Consider the following 26,286-nt stretch of genomic DNA (forward strand, 5'->3'; position numbering starts at 1 on the left):
TTTTCAGGCAGCAAACCGGATCACGCGATTACGCCCGCCTTCCTTAGCCTGGTACAAAGCCTCATCCGCCTGCTCAATCAGCTGCGCCGCCTGTTCCTCCGGTTTGCCATCGGCCGGCACCTGCGCCAGGCTGGACACGCCGACAGAGGCCGTAATCGACACCTTCACCCCATGCGACAGCTCGATCATGCTGGCCGCAATCCCCGCGCGGATGCGCTCGGCCACATACGCCGCGCTTTCCAGGTCCGCATCAATCAGCAGCACCACGAACTCTTCACCGCCAAAACGCGCCAGCGCGTCCGACAGCCGCAGCTCCGCCTTGATCCGGTTGGCCACCTCACGCAGCACCTCGTCGCCGCCGCCATGGCCGACCGTATCGTTGACCCGCTTGAAGTGATCGATATCGATGTACATGAACGACACCGGATACGACTGCCGGCGCGCCCGCGAAATCTCTTCCAGCAGGCGCCGATCCACATAGCGCCGGTTGAACACGCCGGTCAGCGCGTCGGTCAGCCCCATGTACTTCAGCATCTCATTGGAGATCACGTTCTCCAGGCAGATGGCAATGATGGAGGCCATGTGCTCGACGAAATCGGTGCCCAGGCTGGGCGAGAAACGCGTCGGATCCGCGCTGCCCAGGTTCAGCGAGCCAATCAGGCGCTTGTTGCGCAGCAGCGGCACCACACCCACGCTTTGCAGGCGCGCGCCCGGCCGCGGGAACTGGCGCGCATGCTTCTGCGCGTCGAACATGCCAAGTTGTGGCTTGGGTGCTTGGCCCGGCTCGAGATCGAAGGCCAGCTCCGAAACATCCGGCACAAACACCAGGTCGGGGAATTCCGCGAAATCGACGCCCAGCTTTTCCATCACGGTGCGGATATCGTCGTCCACGTCGACCAGGGTCAAGGTGACCGCGTCCAGGTCGGAAATCACCGGCAGGGTGCGGAAGATGGTGCCAATCAGCTCGGGAAAGCTGGCCGCGCCAACGATTTCCAGGTCAAACGCCTGGTGGCGCATCATGATGGAGTGATTGCGTTCGGCCTGGTCGATCAGGTAGGCAAGACGGCCGCGCAGGGACTGGTTTTCCGCTGCCAGTTCCGCCTGCGACGGCTGTTTGCCCGTGATTTTCTGCGTGATCTCCATCGCCCGCCGCCATTCACTTCTAAAACGACAGTGTAACCGCGATTTGGTCGCCAACCGATAGTTTTAGGCCATCACCTGTTGTTACGATTGCATTCATGCCGAAACAGATGCCGCCATCGACTTCTTGCTTGGCGCGGTAGCTTTGCAGGATGTCCAGCGGGTCGGGGCCGAATTCACCGGTAATCTGGTCGACCGAGGGCATGGGGCAGCGCGCGCAGGGCTTGACCGGCTTGAGGACGGCCTCGCCGATGCGGAATTCTTCGGTGTAGTCCTCTTCGAAGGCGTCCAGCTCGCCCACCACCAGGTTGGGGCGGAAGCGGTTCATGGGCAAGGGCTGCCGGCCTTGCTGCTGCAGCTTTTCATTGAGGTCTTGCAGCGAGCCTGTGCCGATCACCAGGATCGGGTAGCCGTCCGAGAACAGCGTCGGGTGCTGGTCGCCATTGGTCCATTTGCCGCTGGTCAGGCGCTTGGCGTTGGCGTGGAAGCGCACCAGGCGGCATTCGATGCCGAGGAATTTGCTGAACCAGGTCGCGGTAAGGTCGTCGCAGTCGTAGGCCAGAACCGTGTCGTCCCAGACCTGCACCTGCAGCGACGGTGCGCTATCGGGGTCGGGCAGGCCGAGGGGGATCTCCAGCTGCAGCATGCCGGGAGCGCGCAGCTCCATGGTTTCCGCTTTCAGGCGCGGCACGATCAGAGCCATGCGCGGGTGCTCGCGCTGGGTCAGCGCGATGCCGTTGGCGTCGACCAGCATCCATTCGCGGTCGTAGATTTGCTCGGTCATCAGGCCGGCGCGGGTGAGCGTGGCGTGCTTCAGCGACAGGCCGGCGCAGGACTTGATCGGGTAGAGGGTGAGTTCGGAGATGAAGGGCATAGTGCCCTGGAGTATGGCAGAAAACCGGTAAACCTGTGTCAGCCCCGCAGGGTCTGACACAGGCACGCGGCCGCCGCGTGACCGGTTTAGGCCGCTTCTGCCTTCGGCTTCTTCGGCAGCTTGCTGCGTGCCGAAGGTTTGTGGGTGCCTGGCTTCTTGGCGCGCTTCGGCGCTTCGGCCTTGGCTTCCGCAGGAGCGTCCACCTGTGGTTCCGCGGCCGCAGCCAGCACAGCCTCCGCCTGCTGCACAGCTTCCGCCGCATCGGCAGCGGCTTGCGCTACCTTGCTGCCGCGCGAGCTGGCCTTCTTGGCGGCCGGCTTCTTGGCCGCAGCGCGGGTGCGCTTGGCCGGCGCTTCCACCGGCGCTTCGGCGACCGCCTCCACCACCGGCGCCGCCTCTTCCACCGCCGCTACTGCCGCAACTTCCGCGTCAGCCGGCACTTCCACAGCGGTTGGCGCCGCGTCACCCTCGCCGCGGCGTCCACGGCCGCCACGGTTGCCGCGGTTGCGGCGGCCCTCGCGTTCGCGGCGGGCATCGCCAGCTTCGACCGGCGCAGCAGCGCCAGCTTCGGCCGCGCCTTCCGCCGCTTCGGCATTGACCGCATCCACTGCAGCTTCCTGTTCGACCGGCGCTTCTACAACAGGCAGCACGACCGGCTGGCTGCTGCGGTACACATACGCGCCCGACTTTTCATCGCGGCCGAATTCCAGCAGGCCGCGCGCTTTCATTTCTTCCAGCAGGTTGCCGAAGGTACGGAAACCATAATACGACTCGCTGAAGTCCGGCTTGCGGCGCTTGATCGCTTCCTTCAGCACGGACGCCCAGATCTTGCCTTCGCCGCGTTCGGCAGCCAGCGCGTCGAAGGTGGTGTAGGCAATCTCGACGCACTGGTTGCGGCGCTTGTCCATCTCTTCGCGGCGGCGCTTTTCCTCTTCCGGCGACCGCTTAGGCTGCTGCTCGCGGTCGTTGCGGGTGGCCTGGCGCTGGCGGCGCGATTCACGCACCAGGTCGTCGTAGAAAATGAATTCGTCGCAGTTGGCCACCAGCAGGTCGGAAGTCGAATCCTTCACGCCCACGCCGATCACGCGCTTGGCGTTCTCGCGCAGTTTGGACACCAGCGGCGAAAAGTCCGAATCGCCGGAAATGATGACGAAGGTGTTGACGTGGGATTTGGTGTAGCACAGGTCCAGCGCGTCGACCACCATGCGGATATCGGCCGAGTTCTTGCCCGACAGGCGCACGTGCGGAATCTCGATCAGTTCGAAGTTCGCCTCATGCATCGGGCCCTTGAAACCCTTGTAGCGGTCCCAGTCGCAGTAGGCCTTCTTGACCACGATGCTGCCCTTCAGCAGCAGGCGCTCCAGCACCGGCTTGATGTCGAATTTCTCGTAGTTGGCGTCGCGGACGCCCAGTGCGACGTTTTCGAAGTCGCAGAACAGTGCCATGCTGGCATTTTCGTTGGGTGAAGCCATTTTTTTACTGGAAGCTGTGCACAATCCAACGATTATACTATTTCGCTAACATGTACCGAGGAGACAATATGAAGCGCCTGCTAATCGCTGCCGCCACTGCCCTGATGATGCAAAGCGCCCTGGCGGCCGATCCCGACACCGAGTTCCGCCAGCAGGTCAACGCCTTCGTCGACAGCTGGCACGACGATGCGGCCAACACCCGTCCCGGCTATTGGGACAAGTTCACGCCGGATGCCGTCTTCATCGGCACCGACAAGAGCGAAGTGTGGAGCTATAAGGAATTCAAGGCCTGGGCCAAGCGCTTCTGGGACCGCAAGAAAGCCTGGAACTTCACCGCGCAAAAGCGCAATGTCTATTTTTCGCCCGATAAGCGATATGTATGGTTCGACGAACAGCTCAACACGCAGATGGGGACCTGCCAGGCCAGCGGTGTGCTGCGTAACACCGGCAAGGGCTTTTTGGTCGAGCACTACCAATTGTCGCTGGCTGTACCGAATCCCTTGATGGACAATTTCACCAAAGCCATCCAGGCGTACGAGGCGAAAGCGCAGCCTTAAACCTGGCCCGGTTTATCTGACGCGTCCAAGCCACGGCAGCGCAAGAGGTTCTATCGTCGAAATTGTTTTTGTGCAACAATGTGATCTTGCAGAGGGGAAAGATAACAAGCATTTTCCCGCAGCCTAACCATTAAATGATCTAACTATGAATCGTCCGCATGTGACCGCCGTGATGCCGTGCCTGAACGAGGAACGCACGGTAGGCCAGTGTGTCGCGAAGGCTGCCGCCTGTTTTGCCCGCTTGGGAATCCAGGGTGAAGTGCTGGTAGCCGATAACGGCTCGTCGGACCGCTCGGTCGCCGTTGCGCAGGCCGCCGGCGCTCGCGTGGTGCACGTGAGTACAAAGGGCTATGGCGCCGCCATATCTGCCGGAGTCCGCGCCGCGCAAGGCGACATCATCATCATGGCCGACTCGGACGAATCCTATGACTGGTCCCAGCTCGACCAGTTCATTCAGGCCATTGAAGCGGGCAACGATCTGGTCATGGGCAATCGCTTCCGCGGCGGTATCGAACCCGGGGCCATGCCCCCGCTGCACCGTTACCTGGGTAATCCCGTACTTTCCTTCATCTCCCGTATCGCATTCAGGGTGCCAGTCGGCGATTTCCACTGCGGCATGCGCGCCTTTACGCGCGCCGCGTTTGAACGTATGGACCTGAGCCTGCCGGGGATGGAATTTGCGACCGAAATGGTGGCCAGCGCGGCCCGGCACGGCTTACGGATATCTGAAGTGCCGATCAAGCTGTATCCCGATAAACGCGGCCGGCCGCCACACCTGCGCTCGTTCCGCGATGGCTGGCGCCATTTGCGCTTCATCATCAGCCATTGCCCTGACTACGTCTATATCCGCCCCGGTGGCACCATGCTGTTGCTGGGACTCGTGTTGATGGCAGTCCTGGTTGGCGGCCCGCTGACAATTGGCACCCACTATATCGGTGTTCACTTCATGGTGCTCGGCGCCATGCTGGCGCTGATCGGGGCCAACGTTATTTCGATGGGCGTCCTGGGCAAAGTTTTGTTGGCCCCCAATGTGCCGGATAACCTCGGGTTCGACCGTGTGCGCGAGATTCGTCCCCATGCATTGGAGATCACGCTCGCAGTCAGCGGGGCGCTCTTGTTGCTTGGCTTGGTGGTCGATACCGCTTTGCTGGTACGCTGGCTTAATTCCTCGACGGGCATGGAGGATACCGTGCACCTGGCCATCGCAGCTTCCACGGCAATCGTCATCGGTCTTGAGGCCATGTTCTCCGCATTCCTGATTTTCCTGGCAAAGACGCGCATGGAACCTGGCAGGCGGGAAGCTCAGGACGATGAGGCCACTCAGCAAAATGTTCTCACCTCCTCCAAACCATGAAGGACCGGCTTCGTCCGGCCATTTGGTTTTAGCTATCAAGAAAAGACGCGATGACAGAGTATAGGAACAATATACTGGCGCTGGCCCAGCCGATGCTGCAGCCCCTCGAGTGCGAATCGGTGCTTGATTTTGGCTGTGGCGACGGCTTTTTCGCCAAGAACTTCGCGGCAACGCTTTGGCCGGAGAAAATCACTCCGCTCGATGTCTACAAGCGCCCAAACTGCCTGGTCGACCCGGTCATCTATTCGGGTGACACGATTCCATTCAACGACCGGCAATTTACGCTGACCTATGCGATCGACGTGCTGCACCATTGCGCATCGCCGGAGGCCAGCCTGCTGGACCTGATCCGCTGTACCGACCGCTACCTGTTCATCAAGGACCATACCTATAGCTCGCCGCTGGGCTATGCCGCCCTTTGCATCCTGGATGAACTGGGCAACCGGCGCTTCCGCATTCCCTCGCTGTATCATTACCAGCGGCGCTGGGACTGGATCAAGCTCATCGAGTCGCATGGCATGCGCCGCGTAGCGCTGCAGCCGGCCGTTCCCGTGCACACCGGCTTGCTGGGGGCGATGACCAATGGTTTGCAGTTCATTGGCATGTGGGAGAGAATCTGATGCTTCCTGGCGCCAGGAAACCGCTCCGTTACCTGATGGTCGGGGCCTGTTGCGCCCTTCTGAATCTTTTGATACAGAACGGTGCCATCCTGGTTCTTGGCTTCAATTATGTGGCAGCGGCCCTGACCTCCTTCATGATTCTGACGCCGCTGAGTTACGCTTTGCACGCGACTATAACCTTTAATCAAAAGGAGCGTCAGTCGCTGGCGTCTTTCGCGCGCTATGCGCTGCAATGCGTCGCCCTGCTCGGTGCGAATATCCTGCTGATGGCTCTACTGGTGGAAGTGCTGGGGCTTAATATCAACCTGGCGATATGCGTAGCCACCGTCATGCTGCATGTGATTGGCTATCTGTCCACCCGCTACTTTGTTTTCGGGCGCGCAAAGGTTGGCCGCTCAAGCGTTTTATGAGAAGTCGGATGGGACGGAAATTCCGTATCGTCAGCGTCACCCATTTTTTCCCTTCGCGTCGCGGCGGCATCGAACTGGTGGCGGCCGCCATCAATCGCCGCCTGGCTGAACGCGGCCATGAAGTCGCCTGGTTTGCCAGCGCGGACGCGGAAACGCCCGGGCCAGATGGCGGCCTCAGCTATCATCCGATGCAGAACTGCGGCCTGGTGGAGCGCTTGACCGGCTTGCCACTGCCAATATGGATAGGGCGAGGCATTCCTGCGCTGTGGTCGGCCATCCGCGACTGCGATGCTGTCCATATTCATGACTTTATTTATCCTGGCTCCCTGCTTGCGCTGGCTTTCGCGCGCGTGCATGGCAAGACCACGGTACTTACCCAGCATATCGGCGAAATTCCATACAACAGCAAGGTCCTGTCTGCGACCCTGTCCGCTGTCAACCGCACCGTAGGCAGTCTGGCCTTGCGTTGTGCATCACGGGTGGTATTCATCAGCAACGTCGTCCAGGCATACTTCTGCTCGAAGATTGCGTTCCCGCGGGCGCCCCTTTATCTGCCGAATGGCGTGAACACGCAACTGTTTCATCCCGTACCTGCCAGTGAGCGCATGCTCATTCGCGCCCGGCTGGGAATACCTGAAAACGCTCCGGTATGCCTGTTTGTTGGCCGCATGGTGGAAAAGAAAGGCTTGCACCTGCTGCTACCGTTGGTGTCACGGTTACCCGCCATCCACTGGATTTTTGTCGGGCAGGGGCCGTTGCGGTCGGAACTGGCGCCCTCCAGCAATGTCAGGATATTCGACGGACTGGCGCATGCGGATTTGGCCGACTTGTATCGTGCTGCCGACCTGCTTGTCCTGCCCAGCCGGGGCGAAGGATTCCCGCTCGTGGTACAGGAAGCATTTGCTTGCGGGCTGCCGGCCCTGGTCAGCGACGAAACGGCCGCTGGTTGCGAGGCGGGCCGGCCGCTTCTGTTTGAGCTTTCGGTGACAGCGCCGGATACCGTTGAGCAGTGGCAGCGGCGCCTGGCCGACTTGACTGCGGATCGGGCCGTCCTGGAAGCACGGCGCGGCGCGGTGGCGGAATTCGCGGGCCAGGCCTGGAGCTGGGACCATGCGGTTGATGTGTACACCGAACTCTACCAAGGTTGTGTTGAATGAGCAGTGACCGTATCTCCACGCTTCCACGCTGGCAGTGGGCCAGCGTGCTGCTGGCCTTGGCCGGCATGGCTGCCGTCCTGGTTTTTTCCCGCTTTGGCAGCGGGCTATCGCCGATTTTTTCCGATCTGTTTGTCAGCTTCGATGGCCCCGCAAGTGCGCTGTCCTTGCTGCTGGCGGCGCTGGCCATGCTCTGCTGCGACCGCAGTGGCCGTCTGCAGAAGATGTTCGCAGCCATCGCTCGCCGTCCCGGCGCGCTCGCCTGCTCAGCCTTGGTCATCGCCGGCCTGGGGGCAGCGCTGGCCTACCATCGGCACCCGCTCTCGATGGACGAATACGCCTCTTACCTGCAAGCCCAGATCTTCGCCAGCGGACATTTGTCGGGACAACTTCCGCCCTCGCTGCTGGATGCGCTGGTGCCAGTGCGTTTTCAAGGTTCGTTCATCAACGTTTCCCATGCTTCCGGCGCGATCGCTGCCGTCTATTGGCCCAGTTTATCCGTGATCATGGCGCCGTTCAGTGCGCTGAACCTGGCATGGCTGTGCAACCCCGTGCTGACCGGCTTGACAGTACTGGGCCTGAGCAAACTGCTCAATGAACTGGTGGACGATGCCGCCGCGCGTGGCTTTGCGCTGCTGGCAACGCTCGCATCTCCGGTCATCCTGGTCGACGGCATGAGCTTCTACGGGATGCCGCTGCAGTTGTTCTGTACCGTCATGTTCACGCTCAATTATGTGCGTGGCACGACGACTGCGATGCTGGCGGCTGGCGTCTTCCTGTCGGTGGGCATGACGACCGTCAATCCATTTCCGGTCGCCATGTATGCCTTGCCATGGATCGTCGCCTTGCTGCTTGGCCCGTCCCGCAATTGGCGCAAATTGGGCTACCTGATCGCGGGCGCCTTGCCCCTGAGCCTGGTTTTCGGGCTGGGATGGCGCCTGTACCTGATGCACAATGTGTCCGATATGCATGCGGCTGCGCTGGGCGCCGATGCGGGCCGCATGCTCGGCAATTTCTCGCTCCCGAACGCTAGCATTTTCACCGCCCGCCTGGTGGGCGTTGTCAAACTGCTGGTATGGGCCGTGCCGGGACTGCCCGTGCTGGCCTGGATCGGCAGCCTGGACCAGCCTGGGCGACCTTGGTACAAGCTGCTGGCGGCATCGGCCTGGCTCAGCCTTCTCGGCTACTTCATCGTGCCATTCGACCAGGGACATGGATGGGGATATCGCTATTTTCATGCCGCCTGGCTGACCTTGCCAATCCTGGCCGCCGTGGCGCTGCAGCGGCTGGCGCTGTCCTCGCCAGCCCAGCAAGCCCGGGCGATTGGCTTCAGCTTTGCGTCATGTGCCGGAATGTTGATGCTCGCGTTGCCCTTGCGGGCGATGCAAGTCGAAGGGTTTATCCAGGCCCATTTGCACAACATCCCTGAGCCTGTTGCTTCCGCCGGCCGCCAGGCCGTCTTCATTGACATCCAGTGCGCACCTTATGTCGCCGACCTGGTGCAAAACGAGCCGTTCCTGCGCTCGAACGAGATACGGCTGGTGAGCGGCAATGCCGCACAGAACGCCAGACTGGCGCAAAGCCTTGGCCAGCATCCGCGCCTGGTTGCCAGCACGCTTTGCGCCAGCCGATGGCTGCTCGACTGAAGTGCCTTAGTTCGCCGGGCCGAAGCGCTCAAGCAGGAAGTCGATAATGCTGCGCAGTTTTGCGGTCGGCCTGCTGTCCTGGGCGTAGATCAGGTACATCGGCGTGGTGCGGAATTCCCAGTCGGGCAACACCTGCACCAGGCGCCCCGCCGCTATGTCTTCGGCCAGCACCGATTCCGGCTGCAGCACGATGCCGGCGCCATGCAGCGCCGCGATGCGCAAGGCGTTGCCCTGGTTGGCAATGAAGCGACCTTTGAACAGCACTTCCCGGATTTCCCCATTGGGGCCCTGCAGATGCCAGCGGTCATGGCGGCTCCAGTACGACAGGCCGAGGCAGCTATGTGCTGGCAGCTGGTCCGGATGTGCCGGCCGGCCGTGACGGGATAAATAGGCTGGCGCAGCTGCAAGAATCCTGCGATAAGGGCGCAAAGGCCGCGCCACCAGCTCCACGGCATCGATAGCGCCGATATGGATGCCCAGTTCGTGCCCGCCGTTGATCAGGTCCGGCTTGCGGTTATCCAGAGTCAGCTCGACGCTGACGTCGGGATAGCGCGCCTGGTAGTCCGTCAGGGCCGGCACCACGCTGTGGCTGCCGAAGCTGACCGGGGCCACCAGCCTGACCACTCCTCGCGGGCTGGCCCGTAGTTCAGCGGCACTGCCCTCGGCCAGCGCCACTTCCGACAGCACTTGCTTGCAGCGTTCATAGTACAGCCGCCCCACCTCGGTCAAATGCTGGCGGCGGGTCGTGCGATGAAGCAGCCGCGCGTCAAGGCGCTGTTCAATTGTTCGGATGTGCTTGGCGACCATGGTGGGTGAGACGCCGCTGAGGGCAGCGGCGGCGGCAAAGCTCCCTTCATCCACGACGCGCACAAACATCGCCATGCCGGCCAGCTTATCCATGATTAAGAACCTGCAGGTTGGGAATGACCCAAATTATTGCATGTTTATCTAATCAATGAAGTGGGTAACACTGTCTTCGTTGGCACCCATCCCGGCGTGCCGTATAAGGAGAAAAGTCATGCCTATCTTGTACCTGGAAATGCACCCCGGCCGTACCCTGGAACAAAAGCGCGCCTTCGTCAGTGAAGTTACCCGCGTCTCTGTCGAGACCCTGGCCTGTCCACCCGACAGCCTGCAAATCGTGATCACCGAGGTGCCGCGCGAACATTGGGCCAAGGCGGGAAAACTGCTGTCCGATTCGTAAGCCTGGGATTTGGGCGATCTCGAAGACTGCGATTAGCGGCGTTTGCTTTCCAGGACAAAGACGGGAAGGAATGTTGCACCAAAGTGGTCGCCCTTTCCATCGCCCATGTCCCCATAAGCAGCGAACGCCGCCGTGAGCTGCTCCTTCAAATGGCTTAGCAAATTTGGACGAACCTGCTCTTGCCCCCGAATTACGAATTGATTGGAGAACATTGTGCGCCGCTCCAGCTTGTACCACTCGCCTTCCGAGAACAGGTAATAAAATCGCTGTGATGTGCCTGATGTGGTGCATAAGGGAGCCCTGATCAGATACGACGTGCGCCAGCGGTCAACTGCCCAGCCGGGGTCTTCATAGAAGTAGGTGTCACCGTATTTGGCAAATTCAACTGCAGGCCCGTTGCCTTTATTGGCATCTGCAATGATCCGTTCTTTGTCCTCGTCCGAAATTTTCTCGAAAGTGAATTTCAATATTTGCCTCCCCGCGAAAGCAGCGATAGCATGACGCGCCCGGCATTCCGGTCAACGGTAACGGCGAAGAGCCAGCCGGCGTCTTCGGACGACATCTTCTCGACCCGATAGCCCATTTTTCGAAAATCCAATAAAAAAGCCGCGCAAGGCGCGGCTTCGTTGCGGTGGGAGCGTATCAGACGTTGAACAGGAAGTTCAGCACGTCGCCGTCCTTGACCACGTATTCCTTGCCTTCAGCGCGCATCTTGCCCGCTTCCTTGGCGCCGGACTCACCCTTGTAGGCGATGTAGTCGTCAAAGGCGATGGTCTGGGCACGGATGAAGCCGCGCTCGAAGTCGGTGTGGATCACGCCCGCCGCTTGCGGTGCGGTGTCGCCCACGTGGATGGTCCAGGCGCGCACTTCCTTCACGCCGGCGGTGAAGTAGGTTTGCAGGCCGAGCAGCTTGAAGCCGGCGCGGATCAGACGGTCCAGGCCCGGTTCGGCCATGCCCATGTCGGACAGGAACTCTTCCTTGTCGGCGTCGTCCAGTTCGGCGATTTCCGCTTCGATGGCAGCGCAGATGGCCACGATCGGCGCGTTCTGCTCTTCGGCGTATTTGGTCAGCTGGTCCAGCAGCGGGTTGTTGGTGAAGCCGCTGTCGGACACGTTGGCCACGTACATGGCCGGCTTGGCGGTGATCAGGCACAGTGGCTTGATCAGCTCCATCTTTTCAGCGTCAAGGCGCAGTGCGCGCACTGGCTTGGCTTCGTTCAGGTGCGGCACCAGGACTTCCAGCAGGGCTACCAGCTTGGCGGCGTCCTTGTCGCCGGAACGGGCTTTCTTCTGCTCGCGGTGGATGGCTTTTTCAACGGTGCCAAGGTCGGCCAGCGCCAGCTCGGTCTGGATCACTTCGATGTCGTCCAGCGGCGAAACGCGGCCGGACACGTGCACCACGTTGTCGTCTTCGAAGCAGCGCACCACGTTCACGATAGCGTCGGTTTCGCGGATGTGGGACAGGAACTGGTTGCCCAGGCCTTCGCCCTTGGATGCGCCAGCCACCAGGCCGGCGATGTCGACGAATTCCACGATCGCTGGCAGGATGCGCTCTGGCTTGACGATTTCCGCCAGCTGCTTCAGGCGCGGATCAGGCACTTCCACCACGCCGACGTTCGGTTCGATGGTGCAGAATGGATAGTTCTCAGCCGCGATACCGGCCTTGGTCAGTGCATTGAAAAGGGTGGACTTGCCGACGTTAGGCAGGCCGACGATGCCGCATTTGAGACTCATGGAAAACCTTTAAATATAATGTTCTGCTACGGAATTTTCCGCAAATAGACCGAGATTGTACCCCAGATCATGCCTGGAACCGCCCATATCGCCCTGCTGGCCCACTACAACGAGTGGATGAACAACAAGCTGTACGAAGCAGCGGCCAAGCTGCCTCCGGCAGAACTGGCGGCCGACCGCAAGGCCTTCTTCGGCTCGCTGCTGGCGACGCTGAACCACATTGCGGTGGCCGATACGATCTGGCTCAAGCGTTTTGCCGCCGATCCGCGCTTTGCCGACGCACTGGCGCCGATTGCCGCCCTGCCCGCCCCGGCCGCGCTGGACCAGATGCTGTTCGATTCGCTGGAAGCGCTGCGCGGGCGGCGCACCTTGCTCGACCGCCAAGTGCTGGAATGGGCGCCCACGCTGCGCGACCACGATCTGCATGCGGTCATCGCCTACCGGCGCTATAACGGCGACGCCCATCACAAGGCCCTGGGCCAGCTGCTGCTGCATTTCTTCAATCACCAGACCCACCATCGCGGACAGGCCACTACTTTGCTGACCCAGGCAGGAGTCGACGTCGGCGCCACGGACTTGCTGCTGCTGGTCCCCGAAGCAGAGTTGTGAGCAGGATCGAATCCTGATACGCCCATGGGCGGCTGGCGATACGGGTATCGCCAGGGCTTGCACTATTGTTACTGCTGGCAAATAATGCCAAGAGAACAATAGAAGGAGCAATCATGGGTTTGCTTTTGTTTATCGCACTGGTGGTTGTCGCGCGCTGGGCCTGGATGGCGCGGCGTGATGCCCGCCAGGCCCGCGAACACGTCCTCAAGCTGCAGCGCGACCTCGCTGCAGTGGAGATAACGCTGTTCGAGCTGCAGCAGCGGCCTGCCGGCGCGGCACCCAGCCATGGCTCTCCGCCCGCTGCCGCCACCGCGCCGCCAAGCGCGCAGCAGCCCACCGCCCCCGCCCCCGCAACGGCGGCCGAACGCGAACCACTGGTCGCCCGCACCGCAGCCATGCCCCCACTAGCCGCTAGCGCTGCCCCGCCCCGGGCCGTGCAGGAGGAGGAACCGCGCATCGTCCGCGTCGACGACGAAGCCCTGCCCCGGCTCGCTGCAAAACAAGCTGCCCCCAGTGCACAAGACCAAGCCTGGGCAGCTGCCAAGGAAGCGGTCCGCAGCGATGCGCCGCCGCCGGCGCCACCAGCTCCGCCCTCGCCGCCAGAACCGCCGCGGCTGCCGCCAAGCGAACCTCCCGCCTGGTTCAAGGCCGCCCGCAACTGGCTGTTTGAAGGCAACCTGGTCGCCAAGATTGGCCTGCTGATCCTCTTCATCGGCGTCAGCTTCCTGCTGAAATATGCGGCCGCCCGCATCACGGTGCCAATCGAACTGCGCCTGGCCGGCATGGTGCTGGCCGACCTGGCCGCGCTGGCCTGGGCCTGGCGCATCCGCAACGACAACCAGGGCGTCAGCCTGCCCCTGCAAGGCACTTGCATGGCCGTGCTGATGCTGGTGGTATTTGGCGCCTTCCGCATCTACCACCTGATCCCCGGCGGCATGGCCTTCGTCATGCTGTTCCTGCTCACGATCGGCACCTGCCTGCTGGCCGTGCTGCAGAACGCCCAATGGCTCGCCATCTTCGGCATCGTCGGCGGCTTTGCGGCGCCGATACTGGCGTCCACCGGCCAGGGCAGCCACATTGCCCTGTTCAGCTACTACGCCCTGCTCAACGCCGGCGTGCTGGCCATTGCCCTGATCCGCTCCTGGCGCGCGCTGAACCTGCTCGGCTTCGCCTTCACCTTCGCTATCGGTACCGCATGGGGCGTGCTGCGTTATGAGCCGCAATACTACCTGTCGGCCCAGGGTTTCCTTGTGCTGTTCTTCCTGTACTACGTCGGCATCGCCGTCGCGTACGCCCACCTGGAAGCGCCCAAGCTGAAAAGCTATGTGGACGGCACCCTGGTATTCGGTACGCCCATGCTGGCAGCCAGCCTGCAATTCGGGCTGGTGAAGGGATTCGAGTTCGGCATGGCGTATTCCGCCCTGGCGCTTGGCCTGTTCTACGGAGTGCTGTCGATGGTGCTGCAGCGCCGCCGCGCCACCTATGGCTTGCTGGTTGATGCCTTTACCGCGCTGGCCGTGGTATTCGGCACCCTGGCCATCCCCATGGCGCTCGATGGCCGCTGGACTTCCGCCGCATGGGCGCTGGAAGGCGCCGGCATCGTCTGGATCGGGCTGCGCCAGCGCCAGCCGCTGGCCTGGGGCTTCGGCCTGCTGGTGCAGCTGGGAGCATGGCTGAGCTTCACCGGCGCCATCACTGGCCTGGACAAGGAGGCGGCGCTGCACTCCAACCTGTGGCTGGGCTTCCTGCTGCTGGCGATCAGCGCCTGCATCATGGCGATGCGCTTCCGCAGCCATGCCGAGCAAGATGGCAAAGGAGGATTGCAGCTATTGGGCGGCCTGTTCCTGGCCGGCTCCGCGGCCTGGCTGATCGGCGGCGCCTGGACCGAAATCGTCCTGCGCACCAGCGGCGCCATGCAAGCCAACCTGCTGGCCGCCAGCGCCCTCGGCGCCGCCGTGGTCATGGCCCTGATCGGGCGCCAGCTGGCCTGGCAAATGGCGCGCGCGCTGTCCATGGCGGCGCAGCTGCTGGCTGGCCTGGTGCTGGCCTTCCTGATCACGCGGGATGGGCAGCTTGCCCCGGTCTCGCCGGACCTGTTCGCCACACCGATCGTCGGCAGCGTGCTGCTGCTTGTTGGCGCCCTGTTCACGGCCTTGATGCTGAAGCGCCACAGCGAACAGGCGCAGCTGTCGAACGCCGTGCTGGCCTACGCCGGCATGTGGTGGCTGTTCGTGGTCGCGCCCACCTTCTCCAACTGGCTGCTGGCGCACTACGAAATCCTCAGCACCGGCAACTTTGACATGTACAGCCCGCTGCGTGCCAGCTCGTACAGCCTGCTGATTGCGGCCAGCACGCCTTTGCTGCTCCATTTGGCGTCCCGCCTGCAATGGCGGGCGCTGGACGCCGCAGCGGTACCGGCATGGCTGCTGTTTGGCATTTCAACCGTATCCATGCTTGGCGTGCTGTATGGGAGCGGCGCCATGCCGGCCGGCGAAGCGTGGACCGCTTTTGCAGCGCTGTGGCTGCTGTCCGAATGGATGATGCGCCGCGCGACGCTGCCGAAGGCCGCACTGGTATTGCTGCATACTGTACGCAGCACCGGGCCGTGGCTGATGATCTGGCCGGTGGGCGCCCACTGGATTTCACGCGGCCTGGAAGGCAGCGGCGCCGATCCAGCCTGGGCCAGCTTCCTGCCAGCCTGGCTGATGATGGGCGGCCTGGCCTGGGTCATGCGCCGTGTGCGCGCCGACGGCTGGCCGGTCAGCCCTGTCGCCGCCTGGTACCGCGACATGCTGCTGCCGCTGGGCTGCGCCTGGTCGCTGCTGCTGGTGGCGGTATGGAACCTGACGCAGGATGGCGCCATGGCGCCGCTGCCCTACGTCCCCCTGGCCAATCCGCTCGACCTGACCAGCGTCTTTGCGCTGCTGCTGGCGGTGGCAGCTTATCGCCTGCAGCGCGACCTGCTGGAGCCGTACCGCCCGCAATTGCAGGCTGCCGCCGCACTGCTGGCCTACGCCTGGTTCAACCTGGCGCTGCTGCGCACCGTGTCGCACTACGTCGGCGTGCCGTACAACTTCGATGAGCTGTTCGCGTCCCAGTTCGTACAGGCGATGCTGTCCCTGGTATGGAGCGTGACCGCGCTGCCGCTGATGCGCCAGGCGGCGCGCAGGCAGGAGCGCAAGCTCTGGATCGCGGGTGCAGTGCTGCTTGCCGTGGTGGTGGCCAAGCTCTTCCTGGTCGATCTGTCGAACGTCGGCGGCGTGGAACGCATCGTTTCCTTCCTCGGCGTCGGTGCACTGATGGTCGGCATCGGCTACCTGGCGCCCTACCCGTCGGACCGCAACGGCGAAAAGCATAAGGAGGCCGCATGAATGTCCTGCTCCTGGCCGCAGCCCTGACTACCGCGGCGCCAAGCGATACGCCGCAGGACTACACCCACCTGATCCCGCTCGCTGTCAACGGCAAGCCGAGCGTAGTGCAGTTGCAGCTGCCGCGCGACGCCTACCTGAACGCGCGCTCGCCCTCGCTCACCGACTTGCGTGTGTTTGACGCGCATGGCGTACAACAGCCATTCGCGCTGCGCCATCCGGAAGCGGCAGCAGCCGTCACGCAGCGCGCTCTTCCAGTTCGCATCTTCCCCCTCATGGCAGAGCGCGCGGACGCACCGCTGGCGGGTCTGGAAGTGAACATCGGCACCGATGGCCGCATGGTCGCGGTGCATTTGCCGGCGGCACGCGATGCCGCCACGGCAAAGGCGCTGCAACGCCTGGCCGGACTGGTGCTCGACCTGCGCCAGGACGCCAGCGCGGAGCCGCCCGTGATCGATGCCCTGCAATTTACCCTGCCCCCGGGCCGCCACACCTATACCGGCCAGGTGTGGCTGGAGGCCAGCGACGACCTGAAGCACTGGGAAGCTGTCGGTGTCGCTGAATTGAGCTGGCTCGCCAATGACAGCGCGGAAACCCTGGCCAACGACAAGCTGGAATTCCCGGCGCGCCAGATGCGCTATGCGCGGCTCAGCTGGCGCGGCGGCGAGCCGCTGCAGTTCGGCAGCATCAGCGCGCAGTCACCGGTACAGGGCAATGCAGCTGCGCCGACCGAATCGCTGCTGCTGCCGGCGCAACCGGGCCGCGATCCGCGCGACCTGCAATACGCGATGCCTGCCGGCGTCACGCCGCAGCGGGTGGGGCTGCAGATCGACAGCGGCAATGTGGTGCTGCCCGTCACGCTGGGCAACTACGCCCAATTGCGCCGCTCGGGGCAGTTCCGCTTTGAACCTGCCGCACGCACCACCTTCTACCGCCTGGAGCAGAACGGCAGCGCGCGTACTTCGGGCGATGTTGCCGCGCCATGGGCGCTGGGCGCCCGCTGGGTGCTGCGCTTCGACCAGCCGCCGGCAGACAAGCCTGCATTGCGCGTAAGCTGGGAGCCGGCAACCTTGGTATTCGTCGCCGGCGGCACGCCGCCCTATGCGCTCGCTGTAGGCCGCGACAAGGCTGCGCCTGCGGCGCGCGATATCGGGGAAGTGGCGCCAGGCTTCACGCCAGCGGAACTGCGCACGCTCGAACGCGCCAGCGCCAGCCCGGCGCAAGCACAGGCGGACGTGCTGGCCGCTGCAGCGAAGCGCGCGGTGGACGACAACAGCTCCGCCCAGCGCCGCCTGATGGTGCTGTGGGGCGTGCTGGTGCTCGGCGTGGCCGTGGTGGCGGGAATGGTATGGCGCCTGCTGCGGCACGCAGGCACTACGACTTAAGGCGTGTGAAGCTCCATCGTCGCCTTGGCGAAATCGCCGGCGACGGCGGTGGGGATGATGCGCAGCGCCTTTTCAATCGCTTCTTCGATCAGCAATTGCTCTTCGCGGCGCGGACGGTGCAGCACGAAGTCCGCCACCGGCTGGTTCAGGTTCAGCGTACGCGGGTGGCCAATCCCGATGCGCAGGCGCCAGTAGTCCTGGGTGCCGAGGGCGGAGGTGATGTCCTTCAGGCCGTTGTGGCCGCCGGAGGAACCGCCTTTTTTCAGCTTCGCCGCGCCGGGCGGCAAATCCAGTTCGTCATGCACCACCAGCACTTCATCCGGCTGGATCTTGTAGAAGCGCGCAATTGCGCCGACCGACTGGCCGGAACGATTCATATAGGTTTGTGGCTCGAGCAGCCAGAGCTGGTTGCCGCCGATGATGGTCTTGGCCACCATGGCGTTGAAACCGGCCTCGCGCTGCAGGCGCGCATTCGGCAGCGAATTGGCGAGATTGTCCACCAGCCAGAAGCCGGCGTTGTGACGGGTTTGTTCGTATTCGGCGCCGGGATTGCCGAGGCCAACGATCAGGCGGATGGGCATGGTCTTGCGGTTGCGAGTGCAAAACCGCAGATTATACCCGCGCCTCCGTCACAACAGCCCACGCGCCGCCAGCGCGATAATGCCAACCAGTCCCGAGATGAGCAAGCCAATCGCCCAGTGAGTGCTCTTGTCGATCTTGACGCTCAGTTGCGCCGCTGATGCGGCCACAGCTTGGTCCGTATGCAGTTGCATTTCGAGCCGCAATTTGATGAGGCCGTTATCGACATATTGGCGCATGTTCGCATCCTGCGTTTCCAACATTACACGCATGCTGGCAAACTGTGCCTCAGACAGCTCGCGCATGCGCGTGAATTGAGCATCCATATGCTGTCGCAGCAAGGCTAGTTCGCAATTGACTGCATCCAAGGCCTTCTCCTGTGCGGCGATCCGGTCATCCGGAGTCAGCTGTTCCATGATGGTCTCCCGCTGTCGGCAGACCACCATTGTTTGCCATTCTCGCGCGGCGCGCCTTGAGCCGGCGCACAGGAAGGCGCGGAACTATTTCGGTGGCGGATTGTCGGCGTTCCAGGTATCGCGCCAGTACATCCACTTGCCGTTGACCTTCTTGTTCACGGACAGGTATTTGCCGGTCTCGACCACCTTGCCGTCCTTATCCTTCACGATATAGCTGCCCGACGACCAGCCCAGGTTGCCATTCGCGCCGCCATCGGACACATCGCCGAAAGTGAACACCATACCCGCCTTGCCGGCGCCTTGCGCTTCCTTCACCAGGAAATCGCGGATCGCCGCGCGGCCTTTCACGGCCGGCGCGCCCGGCGGCATCAGCACCGCATTCTCGTCGTACAGTCTGGCGATCGCATCGCCATCCGCAGCTGTGAACGCCTTCAGCCAGTGCTGGTCGAGGGCCTTGATCCCCGCCATATCGGCCTTGGCGTCAGCCGCATACGCCGGCGCCGCACATACGGCGGCAAGCACCATCATGCCTGCAAGTTGCGCTTTCATCTGTCCGCCCTCCTTGTGGTGAATCGTCCTCAAAAGCATAGAACACTTGACAATGATCCGCACCTGTAAGATATTTATTACACGTGTCTTCAATTTAAAACGGAAAGGAAATGCATGCGCAACCTGTTGCCGACGCTGGAAGCGCTCGCCAATCCGCACCGCCTGCGCATCATCGCCGCATTGAAAACGGAAGGCCGCAACTACGTCAGCCAGCTGGCGCGCGATGTAGGCATCAGCCGCCCGCTGCTGCACCTGCACCTTGCCAAGCTGGAGGCCGCTGGACTCGTGACCAGCAAGCACGAGCTCTCCAGCGACGGCAAGGCCCTGAATTATTTCGAAGTGGCGGATTTCTGCCTGACGCTCGATCCCGCAGCCATTGTGGAAGCCGCCAAGCATCTCAACCTGGAAGAGGAATGACAGTATGTCCGAACATGTTTACTTTCTGACCCTTGGCCTGCCGCTTGCCACGGTGCTGGTGATTTTTGGGATGAAGTACTGGTCCGCCGCCCACAAGGCAGGTGCCGAATCCGCCAGCGCTGACGCTTATCGCGAACTGGCCGCCAAGTCTGCCGCCGCACAGGCAGAAAATGCTGCCGCGCTGGCCGCCATGCAGATCACCCTGGCCGATATGAAAGGCCGCCTGGCCTCGGTCGAAACCATGCTGAAAGAGGTGGGCTGATGCTGGCCCGCCTGTGGCAACGCGACGCGCGGCATGAAGGCGTCATGCGCATCAACATCTACCTGCTGCGCCTGCTGTACGGACTGATGTTCTTCATGCTGGGCCAGACCACCTGGACTGAAATCCTGACCCACCAGGGCCAGTGGGCGCCGAACGATGCCGTGGCCTGGACTGTCTGGACCGCCTTCGCTACCTTGGCCGGCCTGGGCATCCTGCGCCCGGTGCGCATGCTGCCGATCATCCTGCTGGAGATCCTGTACAAGGTAATGTGGCTGTCGATCGTCGCCTATCCGCTGTGGAAGCGCGGCGCCCTGGCCGGTTCGCCGGCGGAAAGCACGACCTACGCCTTCCTCGGTGTGCTGCTGGCGATTATTGCCGTACCATGGGGCTATATCGCCAGGACCTATTTCACCTGGCCATCCAAAACCAAACCCGCCTGAACATGAGCTTTCTCGCCAGCGTCATGCTTGCCGCCGCCCTGGGCGCGGCGGCCGAGCCGAAACAGATTTACCAGATGACGCCACAGGAGGCCGGCGCCTTCATCGCCGAACAGCGGCGCGCCGAGCCCGACCTGCGCAAGCGTATCGCCGCGATCGGCCGCCGCAATATCGGCCAGCCGTACAAGCTGAACCTGCTGGGCGAGTTTCCTTACGAGCTGCACGACACGCTCCCTATGTATAGCCTGGAAGCCAGCGATTGCCTGGTATTCGCCGAGCATACGTACGCGATGGCGCTCAGCGGTTCGTGGGAGGAGTTCTTCTGGACCCTGCAGCGCATCCGCTACAAGGATGGCGTGATCGGCGTCGCCAGCCGCAACCACTATATGGAAGTGGACTGGAACACCAGCAACCGCTGGCTGCTCACCGACGCCAGCAACGGCGCCAGCTACGCCATGCATGTCGACCGCGCCCTGTTCCTGAAAACGCAGCACCACGTGCAGCGTGACATTCCGGTGCAGGATTCGGTGCAAGCCTACCTGCCGGTTGCGCAAGCCATGGCGCAATTCAGCACGCTGGATGAAGGCGATATGGTGGAAGTGGTCTCTGTTCGCAAAGGCCAGCATATGGTGACCCATGTTGGCCTGGTCGTGCTCGATACGCAGGGCCAGCGCCGCTTCCTGCATTCATCAGCGCCGCAAGTGCGCGAAGAACCGTTCGAAGACTTCATCGCACGCACCCAGGCGCGCGCCAGCAACGGCCTGGCGGGGTTCAAGTTTCTGCGCCTGAACGACCACATCGTCGTGCCGCCGGCGGCGCCCCAGCCACGGCCATAACAATAAAAAAGGGACGTACCCCTTTAAAAGGGTACATCCCCATTTTTGTTACAGCGAAAGAGGATTACTCTTTAGCGGCAGCGGCTTCAGCAGCAACAGCGCCGGCTGGCACGGATGCGGTAGCGATGGTGGCATCGGAACCGTGGGTCACGATGGTCACGCCTTTTGGCAGCTTCAGCTGGGAAGCGTGGATCGACTGGCCAACGTCCATAGCGGACAGGTCAACGGTCAGGAACTCTGGCAGGTCAGCTGGCAGGCAGGAGATTTCGATCTCGTTGGCCACGTGGCTGATGGTTGCAGCGTGCAGTTTCACAGCTGGGGACACTTCAGCGTTTTCGAAGTGCAGGGCAACTTTCACGTGCAGTGGCTTGTTGGCGTCAACGCGCTGGAAGTCAGCGTGCAGAACCAGTTGCTTGAACGCGTGCATCTGGAAGTCGCGCAGCAGCACTTTTTCTACTTTGCCGTCGATTTCCATGTCCAGGATGGACGAGTGGAAAGCTTCTTTTTTCAGCGCGTGGAACAGTGCGTTGTGGTCCAGGGCGATGGTCACAGGGGCTTCAACGCCACCGTAGATGATGCCAGGGGTCTGGCCGGAATTACGCAGGCGGCGGCTCGCACCCGTACCTTGCAGATCACGTTTGAATGCTACAACTTTCATGGAATACTCCAAAAAATAAAACAAGGCTCGCGCCTTGTCGATAAACGAAGTGCCCCGCGACCAGGGCACTTCAACAAATCGGCCGCGGCATGCGCCACGGCCGGAAAAACTGTCAGTCGACGAACAGGGAGATCACGGAATCGCCCTTGATGATGCGCTTGAAGGTCTCTGCCAGCAGCGGCGCGCAGGTCAGTTGACGGATCTTGCCGCATGCCTTGGCCGCTTCGGACAGAGGGATGGTGTCGGTCACCACCAGTTCGTCCAGCGAAGAGCCGCTGATGCGGTCGATTGCCGGACCGGACAGCACAGCGTGCGTGCAGTAAGCGGTCACTTTCTTGGCGCCGCGCTCTTTCAGCACTTCTGCAGCCTTGACCAGGGTACCTGCGGTATCGACCATATCGTCCATGATCACGCAGTTACGGCCTTCCACGTCGCCGATGATGTTCATCACTTCGGACACGTTGGCCTTTGGACGGCGCTTGTCGATGATGGCCAGGTCGCAGCCGAGGCGCTTGGCCAGCGCACGGGCGCGCACCACGCCGCCGACGTCCGGCGACACTACCAGCAGGTTTTCTTCGTTTTTCTTCTGCAGGTCGCCCAGCAGGATTGGCGAAGCGTAAATATTGTCAACCGGGATATCGAAGAAGCCCTGGATCTGGTCCGCGTGCAGGTCCATGATCAGGACGCGCTCGACGCCGGCGCCTTCCAGCATATTGGCAACGACTTTTGCCGAAATGGCTACGCGGGCGGAACGCGGACGGCGATCCTGGCGGGCATAGCCAAAGTAAGGAATTGCAGCGGTGATACGGCCAGCGGACGCACGTTTCAGGGCATCGACCATCAGGATCAGTTCCATCAGGCTGTCATTGGTTGGCGCGCAAGTCGATTGCAGCACGAACACGTCCTTACCACGGACGTTTTCGTTGATTTCGACCATGACTTCGCCGTCCGAGAACTTGGAAACGACTGCTTTGCCGAGTGGGATGCCGAGATTTTTTGCGACCCCTTCTGCTAAGGCTGGATTAGCGTTGCCGGTAAAAACCATCAGGTTTTCGTAAGCCATTGGGAGTCCCGAGAGGTAGTGTTGAATTCTTTGAGGCACTCCTGTGTTGCAGGAGTCTTTGTCTTAACCCTGGCTGGAGACTGCTGCCTCGACAGGCCCAGGGAAAACGGTGGCAGGGGAACAAGGATTCGAACCTTGGTATGCCGGAATCAAAATCCGGTGCCTTAACCAGCTTGGCGATTCCCCTACTCTTAACTGACTGTCTTCCGTCAGTAGGCCGACATTATATAGCCTATTTCACGAAAAACCAAATCTTTTTACGCTTCACAACTTTGCGATGATCGGATGCCGTTTCAGCGCCTTCGCTTTCCATCCGGTCCAGGCGGCTGGCACTTTCGCAAGCACCGCATCGGCCTGTTCTTCGCTATGGACTGCGACGAACACACAAGCTCCGGAGCCAGTCATCCTGGCATCGCCGTAAGCGCCCAGCCATTCTACCGCTTCTGCTACCTGCGGGAATAAGCGGCACGCCACTTGTTGCAAATCGTTCTTCCCGAACTGCCGCAGATCTTGTCGATTTGCATGGTAGCTGGAAAAGTCCGACATCTTAACGGGCGGCGTATTCCTTGTCAAATGCTCGGAGGTAAAAATCTGCCCGGTCGGACAGGCCACGCCGGGCTCGATAACAACATACCAACAGTCCGGCGCCGCCACCGGCTGCAGGTCCTCCCCCACGCCTTCGGCAAAGCCGGTCTCGCCGAAGATAAAGAAAGGCACGTCGGCGCCCAGCGGCAAGGCGAGGGCCATCAGTTCCTCACGGGTCAGGCCGGCATTCCACAGCTTGTTCAGGGCCATGAAAGTGGTAGCTGCATCGGAAGAGCCGCCACCCAGGCCGCCGCCCATGGGCAGGATCTTGTCGACCGTGATGTTCACGCCGGGCGGCATGGCGGCAGTGCGGCGCAGCACCTCGGCCTGCAGGATGCGGGCGGCGCGGATCACCAGATCCTGCTCGGCCGGCACGCCTTCGATATCGTTGGTACGGTGCAGTTCCTGGTCGTCGCGCAGGGAGAAGTGCAGCGTGTCGCTGCGGTCGATGATCTGGAATACCGATTGCAGCAAATGGTAGCCGTCGGCACGGCGGCCATTCACGTGCAGGAACAGGTTCAGCTTGGCCGGGGCCGGGCAATTCAACAGGCTTTTCATGATTCTTGATTGATCACGATCCGCAGCGACATCTGCTGCACGTCGCCGCCGCCGGGATGTTCGGCGTCGATGCGTTTCGGGCGCGGCGGCGAGCTGCCATCCTGCCAGTCGACGTATTGCAGATGCCAGCCTTCGCGCGTGGTCACCTCATTATTCGCCGGGCTGGCGGTCCATGTCTTGCCGTCGGCCGCGGTGGCGTGGCCTTGCAGCCAGCCGCGCAGGCCCGATACCGGCAGCGACCAGCCGAGGGCGCGGGCGCTCAGGGCGTCGATGCTGGGTGCGCGCAGCGGGGGCTTGTTGCCGCCCTCGCGCAGCGTGGCCCCTTGCGGCGTGACCTCAATCATGGCCACGATGTTGCCGAACTGCGTAGACAGGGCCACGTCGGTGCGCTGCGCATCCTGCTTCCAGGTGTAGTTGACGGTGGCCGATTCCTGCTTGCCATCCTTGATGTAGCGCACGTTCAGGCGGCCAGCCAGCGACAGGGTGTCCGTATAAGGTGCAACGGCGGCAGTGGATGGCGGCGTGGTGGGAGCGGTGGCGCAGCCGCACAGGATGGCGGCCGCGCCGGCAATGGCGGCGAGTGTCTTGAAGCTCATTAAATTCCAGCGTTGAGGCGCGCCAGCGTGCTGCGCAGCGCGTCGTTTTTCGGGTCCTTGGCGCGCGCTTCGCGCCACAGCTTGGCGGCGCCCGATTTGTCGCCCTGGGTCCACAGCACTTCACCCAGGTGCACGGCAATTTCCGCATCGCCGCGCAGGGCGTAGGCCTGGCGCAGCGATTGCTCGGCTTCTTTCAGCTTACCCATGCGGAACAGCACCCAGCCCATGCTGTCCATGATGTAAGGGTCACCGGGCGCCATCTTCAAGGCCTTGTCGATCAGCTCGTAGGCCTCATCCAGGCGGATATTGCGGTCGGCCAGCGAGTAGCCCAGCGCATTGTAGGCGTGGTGGTTGTCCGGCATCGATTCGATCACCTTGCGCAGCGCCGTTTCCATGGCGTCGACCTTGCCCAGCTTTTCTGCGGCCAGGGCATAGTCATACATCAGGTCAGGGCTGTTCGGGAAGCGCAGCACGCCATCCTGCAGGGTCTTGAAGGCTTCCACCGAGCGTCCGGAGTCGCGCAGCAGCTGGCCCTCGGTCTGCAGGATCTGCACCTGCTCGGCCTGGTCGGCTGGCGTGATGTCCTTCAACTGGGCGCGGGCGCCGTCGACATCGCCTTTGGCGGCGGTGATGTGGGCGCGTTTCAGGCGCGCCGCCAGGTTGCTGCGCGCATCGTCGCCATCGATCTTGTCGAGCCATGCCAGGGCGCCGTCGTAGTCGTGGTTTTCTTCTGCGATCTGCGCCAGCAGCATCAGCGCCTTGCTCGGATCACGATCCGGATCCGGCTGGTTCTCCAGCACTTGCACATAGCGCTTGAAATAATCTTCCGCCGCTTTGGTGTCCTGTCCTTGCAGCGACATGATGCCCAGTGCGTACAGCGTGCCTGGATTGTCGGGCTGCTCTTTCAGCAGGATCAGGAATTGTTCGCGCGCCTGGTCGTACTGCTTTTGTTCGACCAGCAGGCGGGCATAGGCCGAACGCACTTCGCGCGCGGCAGGGTACTTCTGCAGGAAGCCGGCGAACAGCTTCTGCGTGCCATCCAGGTCGCCCAGCATCTGTCCCAGGGTCAGGGTGGCCAGCTCGGAATCGGGCTTGATCTCCACGGCCTTTTTCGCTTCGGCGCGGGCGCGCTCGGCATCGCTGGCGGCGTTGGCGCCCTGCGCCAGCACCAGGTGCGATTCCTGGGTATTCAGGTACGGCTGCAGCACGCGCTCCATCAAGGCAAAGGCAGCTGCCTTGTCTTTCGCGCGCTGCAGGAACTGCTGCATCTGGAACATCAGCAGCGGGCGGCTATTGACCGGCGCGGCTTTCAGGCGCTGCGCAAACAGCGCTTCCGCCTCACCCAGGTCGTCGCCCAGCACGGCAAAGCCGAGGAAGTATTGCGCCGCCTCGTCGGATTCCGGCGCCAGCTCGCGCCACAGGCGGATTGCCGCCAGCGCCTCATTGCCCTGCTTGGCCGACAGCGCCATTTCCGATGCGCGCCGCGCCAGGCGCGGGTCGCGCGTCTGCTGCGCCAGCACCATCATCGTCACGTAAGCGCTTTGCCATTGGCCGCGCTTGAAATCGAGTTCGGCCTTGGTGAGCTTGTAGAACAAATCGCTGGTCAGCTCGACGCTGGGCAGCTTTTCATCGAGCGGCGCGGCCTTGGCGATCGCTTCAGCAGCTGGCGTCGGCGCCGGGACGGCGGGCGCTTCGGGCGCGGGCGCGGCCTGCTCCTTGGGCACGACTGCACAGGCCGACACAAGGGCCGACAGGGTTACAATGGCGAATGCGTTTTTCAAAGGAAGATCCTGCAAATCGGGC

Annotated in this window: 28 protein-coding genes and 1 tRNA gene; 14 read left to right on the top strand and 15 right to left on the bottom strand. The window is 62.4% G+C overall.

Annotated elements, in window-relative coordinates; genetic code table 11:
• Positions 1 to 3: 3 nt before the first annotated feature.
• From GM658_RS03140 to GM658_RS03150, 3 genes are all read right to left on the bottom strand, one after another.
• Positions 4 to 1,143: a GGDEF domain-containing protein gene (locus GM658_RS03140; RefSeq protein ID WP_155452565.1), complete on the bottom strand. Its 1,140-nt coding sequence runs from the start codon at positions 1,141 to 1,143 to the stop codon at positions 4 to 6.
• A 19-nt stretch (positions 1,144 to 1,162) separates the two neighbouring features.
• Positions 1,163 to 2,014, bottom strand: a complete 852-nt coding sequence (locus GM658_RS03145; RefSeq protein WP_155452566.1) for an MOSC domain-containing protein — start codon at positions 2,012 to 2,014, stop codon at positions 1,163 to 1,165.
• Between the two features lie 86 nt (positions 2,015 to 2,100).
• Complete coding sequence (locus GM658_RS03150) at positions 2,101 to 3,459, bottom strand: NYN domain-containing protein (protein ID WP_371865021.1); 1,359 nt, start codon at positions 3,457 to 3,459, stop codon at positions 2,101 to 2,103.
• Positions 3,460 to 3,554: 95 nt separating this feature from the next.
• Here GM658_RS03150 and GM658_RS03155 point away from each other — a divergent pair, with 95 nt between their 5' ends.
• The 6 genes from GM658_RS03155 to GM658_RS03180 all read left to right on the top strand — a co-directional run bounded on the left by GM658_RS03155 (position 3,555) and on the right by GM658_RS03180 (position 9,227).
• Entirely contained in the window at positions 3,555 to 4,043 is a 489-nt protein-coding gene (locus GM658_RS03155) for a nuclear transport factor 2 family protein (protein ID WP_155452568.1), read from the top strand.
• Positions 4,044 to 4,188: 145 nt separating this feature from the next.
• Positions 4,189 to 5,397: a glycosyltransferase family 2 protein gene (locus GM658_RS03160; protein WP_155452569.1), complete on the top strand. Its 1,209-nt coding sequence runs from the start codon at positions 4,189 to 4,191 to the stop codon at positions 5,395 to 5,397.
• Between the two features lie 50 nt (positions 5,398 to 5,447).
• Positions 5,448 to 6,017, top strand: coding sequence for a class I SAM-dependent methyltransferase (locus tag GM658_RS03165; protein ID WP_155452570.1), 570 nt, complete (start codon positions 5,448 to 5,450; stop codon positions 6,015 to 6,017).
• Positions 6,017 to 6,427, top strand: a complete 411-nt coding sequence (locus GM658_RS03170) for a GtrA family protein (RefSeq protein ID WP_155452571.1) — start codon at positions 6,017 to 6,019, stop codon at positions 6,425 to 6,427. The genes GM658_RS03165 and GM658_RS03170 overlap by 1 nt, the downstream gene beginning before the upstream one ends.
• Positions 6,428 to 6,435: 8 nt before the next feature.
• Positions 6,436 to 7,584, top strand: a complete 1,149-nt coding sequence (locus GM658_RS03175) for a glycosyltransferase family 4 protein (protein WP_170298646.1) — start codon at positions 6,436 to 6,438, stop codon at positions 7,582 to 7,584.
• Positions 7,581 to 9,227 carry a hypothetical protein gene (locus GM658_RS03180; protein WP_155452573.1) on the top strand — a complete coding sequence of 549 codons (1,647 nt, stop codon included), beginning with the start codon at positions 7,581 to 7,583 and terminating at the stop codon, positions 9,225 to 9,227. Before GM658_RS03175 ends, GM658_RS03180 begins: the two co-directional genes overlap by 4 nt.
• Positions 9,228 to 9,233: 6 nt before the next feature.
• Here the strand turns inward: GM658_RS03180 and GM658_RS03185 are convergent, their stop codons facing one another.
• Positions 9,234 to 10,127 (bottom strand): LysR substrate-binding domain-containing protein, encoded by an 894-nt coding sequence (locus tag GM658_RS03185; RefSeq protein WP_155452574.1) that lies wholly within the window; start codon positions 10,125 to 10,127, stop codon positions 9,234 to 9,236.
• Between the two features lie 118 nt (positions 10,128 to 10,245).
• On the opposite strand from GM658_RS03185, the gene GM658_RS03190 reads away from it, so the two are divergent.
• Complete coding sequence (locus GM658_RS03190) at positions 10,246 to 10,431, top strand: 4-oxalocrotonate tautomerase (protein WP_155452575.1); 186 nt, start codon at positions 10,246 to 10,248, stop codon at positions 10,429 to 10,431.
• Between the two features lie 32 nt (positions 10,432 to 10,463).
• Here GM658_RS03190 and GM658_RS03195 read toward each other — a convergent pair whose 3' ends face one another.
• Complete coding sequence (locus tag GM658_RS03195) at positions 10,464 to 10,898, bottom strand: hypothetical protein (RefSeq protein ID WP_155452576.1); 435 nt, start codon at positions 10,896 to 10,898, stop codon at positions 10,464 to 10,466.
• A gap of 175 nt (positions 10,899 to 11,073) precedes the next feature.
• The gene (gene ychF / locus GM658_RS03200) at positions 11,074 to 12,165 is read right to left on the bottom strand and encodes a redox-regulated ATPase YchF (RefSeq protein ID WP_155452577.1); all 1,092 of its coding nucleotides are present in this window, start codon (positions 12,163 to 12,165) and stop codon (positions 11,074 to 11,076) included.
• A 69-nt stretch (positions 12,166 to 12,234) separates the two neighbouring features.
• Here ychF and GM658_RS03205 point away from each other — a divergent pair, with 69 nt between their 5' ends.
• The 3 genes from GM658_RS03205 to GM658_RS03215 all read left to right on the top strand — a co-directional run bounded on the left by GM658_RS03205 (position 12,235) and on the right by GM658_RS03215 (position 17,527).
• Positions 12,235 to 12,774 (top strand): DinB family protein, encoded by a 540-nt coding sequence (locus GM658_RS03205; protein ID WP_155452578.1) that lies wholly within the window; start codon positions 12,235 to 12,237, stop codon positions 12,772 to 12,774.
• A gap of 113 nt (positions 12,775 to 12,887) precedes the next feature.
• The gene (locus tag GM658_RS03210; protein ID WP_155452579.1) at positions 12,888 to 16,145 is read left to right on the top strand and encodes a DUF2339 domain-containing protein; all 3,258 of its coding nucleotides are present in this window, start codon (positions 12,888 to 12,890) and stop codon (positions 16,143 to 16,145) included.
• Positions 16,142 to 17,527, top strand: a complete 1,386-nt coding sequence (locus tag GM658_RS03215; RefSeq protein ID WP_155452580.1) for a DUF3999 family protein — start codon at positions 16,142 to 16,144, stop codon at positions 17,525 to 17,527. The genes GM658_RS03210 and GM658_RS03215 overlap by 4 nt, the downstream gene beginning before the upstream one ends.
• Here the strand turns inward: GM658_RS03215 and pth are convergent.
• The 3 genes from pth to GM658_RS03230 all read right to left on the bottom strand — a co-directional run bounded on the left by pth (position 17,524) and on the right by GM658_RS03230 (position 19,071).
• A complete protein-coding gene (pth, locus tag GM658_RS03220; RefSeq protein WP_155452581.1) occupies positions 17,524 to 18,108 on the bottom strand; it encodes an aminoacyl-tRNA hydrolase in 585 nt (194 codons plus the stop codon). The two genes, GM658_RS03215 and pth, sit on opposite strands and share 4 nt — an antisense overlap.
• 48 nt (positions 18,109 to 18,156) lie before the next feature.
• Positions 18,157 to 18,522: a hypothetical protein gene (locus GM658_RS03225; RefSeq protein ID WP_155452582.1), complete on the bottom strand. Its 366-nt coding sequence runs from the start codon at positions 18,520 to 18,522 to the stop codon at positions 18,157 to 18,159.
• An 84-nt stretch (positions 18,523 to 18,606) separates the two neighbouring features.
• Positions 18,607 to 19,071, bottom strand: a complete 465-nt coding sequence (locus tag GM658_RS03230) for a YybH family protein (protein WP_170298647.1) — start codon at positions 19,069 to 19,071, stop codon at positions 18,607 to 18,609.
• A gap of 114 nt (positions 19,072 to 19,185) precedes the next feature.
• On the opposite strand from GM658_RS03230, the gene GM658_RS03235 reads away from it, so the two are divergent.
• Genes GM658_RS03235 through GM658_RS03250 form a run of 4 tightly spaced genes read left to right on the top strand, consistent with a single transcriptional unit; the run spans position 19,186 to position 21,023 of the window.
• Complete coding sequence (locus GM658_RS03235; protein ID WP_155452584.1) at positions 19,186 to 19,488, top strand: ArsR/SmtB family transcription factor; 303 nt, start codon at positions 19,186 to 19,188, stop codon at positions 19,486 to 19,488.
• Between the two features lie 4 nt (positions 19,489 to 19,492).
• Positions 19,493 to 19,750 (top strand): hypothetical protein, encoded by a 258-nt coding sequence (locus GM658_RS03240; protein ID WP_155452585.1) that lies wholly within the window; start codon positions 19,493 to 19,495, stop codon positions 19,748 to 19,750.
• A complete protein-coding gene (locus GM658_RS03245) occupies positions 19,750 to 20,190 on the top strand; it encodes a hypothetical protein (RefSeq protein WP_155452586.1) in 441 nt (146 codons plus the stop codon). Before GM658_RS03240 ends, GM658_RS03245 begins: the two co-directional genes overlap by 1 nt.
• Positions 20,191 to 20,192: 2 nt before the next feature.
• Complete coding sequence (locus GM658_RS03250; RefSeq protein WP_155452587.1) at positions 20,193 to 21,023, top strand: N-acetylmuramoyl-L-alanine amidase-like domain-containing protein; 831 nt, start codon at positions 20,193 to 20,195, stop codon at positions 21,021 to 21,023.
• A gap of 64 nt (positions 21,024 to 21,087) precedes the next feature.
• Here GM658_RS03250 and GM658_RS03255 read toward each other — a convergent pair whose 3' ends face one another.
• The 6 genes from GM658_RS03255 to GM658_RS03280 all read right to left on the bottom strand — a co-directional run bounded on the left by GM658_RS03255 (position 21,088) and on the right by GM658_RS03280 (position 26,264).
• Positions 21,088 to 21,681 carry a 50S ribosomal protein L25/general stress protein Ctc gene (locus GM658_RS03255; protein WP_155452588.1) on the bottom strand — a complete coding sequence of 198 codons (594 nt, stop codon included), beginning with the start codon at positions 21,679 to 21,681 and terminating at the stop codon, positions 21,088 to 21,090.
• Positions 21,682 to 21,793: 112 nt separating this feature from the next.
• A complete protein-coding gene (locus GM658_RS03260) occupies positions 21,794 to 22,744 on the bottom strand; it encodes a ribose-phosphate pyrophosphokinase (protein ID WP_155452589.1) in 951 nt (316 codons plus the stop codon).
• A gap of 110 nt (positions 22,745 to 22,854) precedes the next feature.
• Positions 22,855 to 22,931: transfer RNA gene (locus GM658_RS03265), tRNA-Gln, on the bottom strand.
• Positions 22,932 to 23,008: 77 nt separating this feature from the next.
• Positions 23,009 to 23,887 (bottom strand): 4-(cytidine 5'-diphospho)-2-C-methyl-D-erythritol kinase, encoded by an 879-nt coding sequence (ispE, locus tag GM658_RS03270; RefSeq protein ID WP_155452590.1) that lies wholly within the window; start codon positions 23,885 to 23,887, stop codon positions 23,009 to 23,011.
• Positions 23,884 to 24,483, bottom strand: coding sequence for an outer membrane lipoprotein LolB (locus GM658_RS03275; RefSeq protein WP_155452591.1), 600 nt, complete (start codon positions 24,481 to 24,483; stop codon positions 23,884 to 23,886). The genes ispE and GM658_RS03275 overlap by 4 nt, the downstream gene beginning before the upstream one ends.
• Positions 24,483 to 26,264, bottom strand: a complete 1,782-nt coding sequence (locus GM658_RS03280) for a tetratricopeptide repeat protein (RefSeq protein WP_155452592.1) — start codon at positions 26,262 to 26,264, stop codon at positions 24,483 to 24,485. The genes GM658_RS03275 and GM658_RS03280 overlap by 1 nt, the downstream gene beginning before the upstream one ends.
• Positions 26,265 to 26,286 lie beyond the last annotated feature (22 nt).

Source organism: Massilia eburnea, assembly GCF_009720745.1.
Classification (GTDB): domain Bacteria; phylum Pseudomonadota; class Gammaproteobacteria; order Burkholderiales; family Burkholderiaceae_D; genus Rugamonas; species Rugamonas eburnea.

Excerpts from the sequence above, each read along its gene's own strand:
- GM658_RS03235 (WP_155452584.1), top strand. The coding sequence starts at position 19,186 with ATGCGCAACCTGTTGCCGACGCTGGAAGCGCTCGCCAATCCGCACCGC.
- GM658_RS03275 (WP_155452591.1), bottom strand. The coding sequence starts at position 24,483 with ATGAGCTTCAAGACACTCGCCGCCATTGCCGGCGCGGCCGCCATCCTG.
- GM658_RS03140 (WP_155452565.1), bottom strand. The coding sequence starts at position 1,143 with ATGGAGATCACGCAGAAAATCACGGGCAAACAGCCGTCGCAGGCGGAA.
- GM658_RS03160 (WP_155452569.1), top strand. The coding sequence starts at position 4,189 with ATGAATCGTCCGCATGTGACCGCCGTGATGCCGTGCCTGAACGAGGAA.
- GM658_RS03240 (WP_155452585.1), top strand. The coding sequence starts at position 19,493 with ATGTCCGAACATGTTTACTTTCTGACCCTTGGCCTGCCGCTTGCCACG.
- GM658_RS03205 (WP_155452578.1), top strand. The coding sequence starts at position 12,235 with ATGCCTGGAACCGCCCATATCGCCCTGCTGGCCCACTACAACGAGTGG.
- GM658_RS03230 (WP_170298647.1), bottom strand. The coding sequence starts at position 19,071 with ATGAAAGCGCAACTTGCAGGCATGATGGTGCTTGCCGCCGTATGTGCG.
- GM658_RS03215 (WP_155452580.1), top strand. The coding sequence starts at position 16,142 with ATGAATGTCCTGCTCCTGGCCGCAGCCCTGACTACCGCGGCGCCAAGC.
- pth (WP_155452581.1), bottom strand. The coding sequence starts at position 18,108 with ATGCCCATCCGCCTGATCGTTGGCCTCGGCAATCCCGGCGCCGAATAC.
- GM658_RS03255 (WP_155452588.1), bottom strand. The coding sequence starts at position 21,681 with ATGAAAGTTGTAGCATTCAAACGTGATCTGCAAGGTACGGGTGCGAGC.
- GM658_RS03210 (WP_155452579.1), top strand. The coding sequence starts at position 12,888 with ATGGGTTTGCTTTTGTTTATCGCACTGGTGGTTGTCGCGCGCTGGGCC.
- GM658_RS03185 (WP_155452574.1), bottom strand. The coding sequence starts at position 10,127 with ATGGATAAGCTGGCCGGCATGGCGATGTTTGTGCGCGTCGTGGATGAA.
- GM658_RS03250 (WP_155452587.1), top strand. The coding sequence starts at position 20,193 with ATGAGCTTTCTCGCCAGCGTCATGCTTGCCGCCGCCCTGGGCGCGGCG.
- GM658_RS03225 (WP_155452582.1), bottom strand. The coding sequence starts at position 18,522 with ATGGAACAGCTGACTCCGGATGACCGGATCGCCGCACAGGAGAAGGCC.
- GM658_RS03170 (WP_155452571.1), top strand. The coding sequence starts at position 6,017 with ATGCTTCCTGGCGCCAGGAAACCGCTCCGTTACCTGATGGTCGGGGCC.
- GM658_RS03180 (WP_155452573.1), top strand. The coding sequence starts at position 7,581 with ATGAGCAGTGACCGTATCTCCACGCTTCCACGCTGGCAGTGGGCCAGC.
- ychF (WP_155452577.1), bottom strand. The coding sequence starts at position 12,165 with ATGAGTCTCAAATGCGGCATCGTCGGCCTGCCTAACGTCGGCAAGTCC.
- GM658_RS03165 (WP_155452570.1), top strand. The coding sequence starts at position 5,448 with ATGACAGAGTATAGGAACAATATACTGGCGCTGGCCCAGCCGATGCTG.
- GM658_RS03190 (WP_155452575.1), top strand. The coding sequence starts at position 10,246 with ATGCCTATCTTGTACCTGGAAATGCACCCCGGCCGTACCCTGGAACAA.
- GM658_RS03150 (WP_371865021.1), bottom strand. The coding sequence starts at position 3,459 with ATGGCACTGTTCTGCGACTTCGAAAACGTCGCACTGGGCGTCCGCGAC.
- ispE (WP_155452590.1), bottom strand. The coding sequence starts at position 23,887 with ATGAAAAGCCTGTTGAATTGCCCGGCCCCGGCCAAGCTGAACCTGTTC.
- GM658_RS03155 (WP_155452568.1), top strand. The coding sequence starts at position 3,555 with ATGAAGCGCCTGCTAATCGCTGCCGCCACTGCCCTGATGATGCAAAGC.
- GM658_RS03145 (WP_155452566.1), bottom strand. The coding sequence starts at position 2,014 with ATGCCCTTCATCTCCGAACTCACCCTCTACCCGATCAAGTCCTGCGCC.
- GM658_RS03175 (WP_170298646.1), top strand. The coding sequence starts at position 6,436 with ATGGGACGGAAATTCCGTATCGTCAGCGTCACCCATTTTTTCCCTTCG.
- GM658_RS03245 (WP_155452586.1), top strand. The coding sequence starts at position 19,750 with ATGCTGGCCCGCCTGTGGCAACGCGACGCGCGGCATGAAGGCGTCATG.
- GM658_RS03260 (WP_155452589.1), bottom strand. The coding sequence starts at position 22,744 with ATGGCTTACGAAAACCTGATGGTTTTTACCGGCAACGCTAATCCAGCC.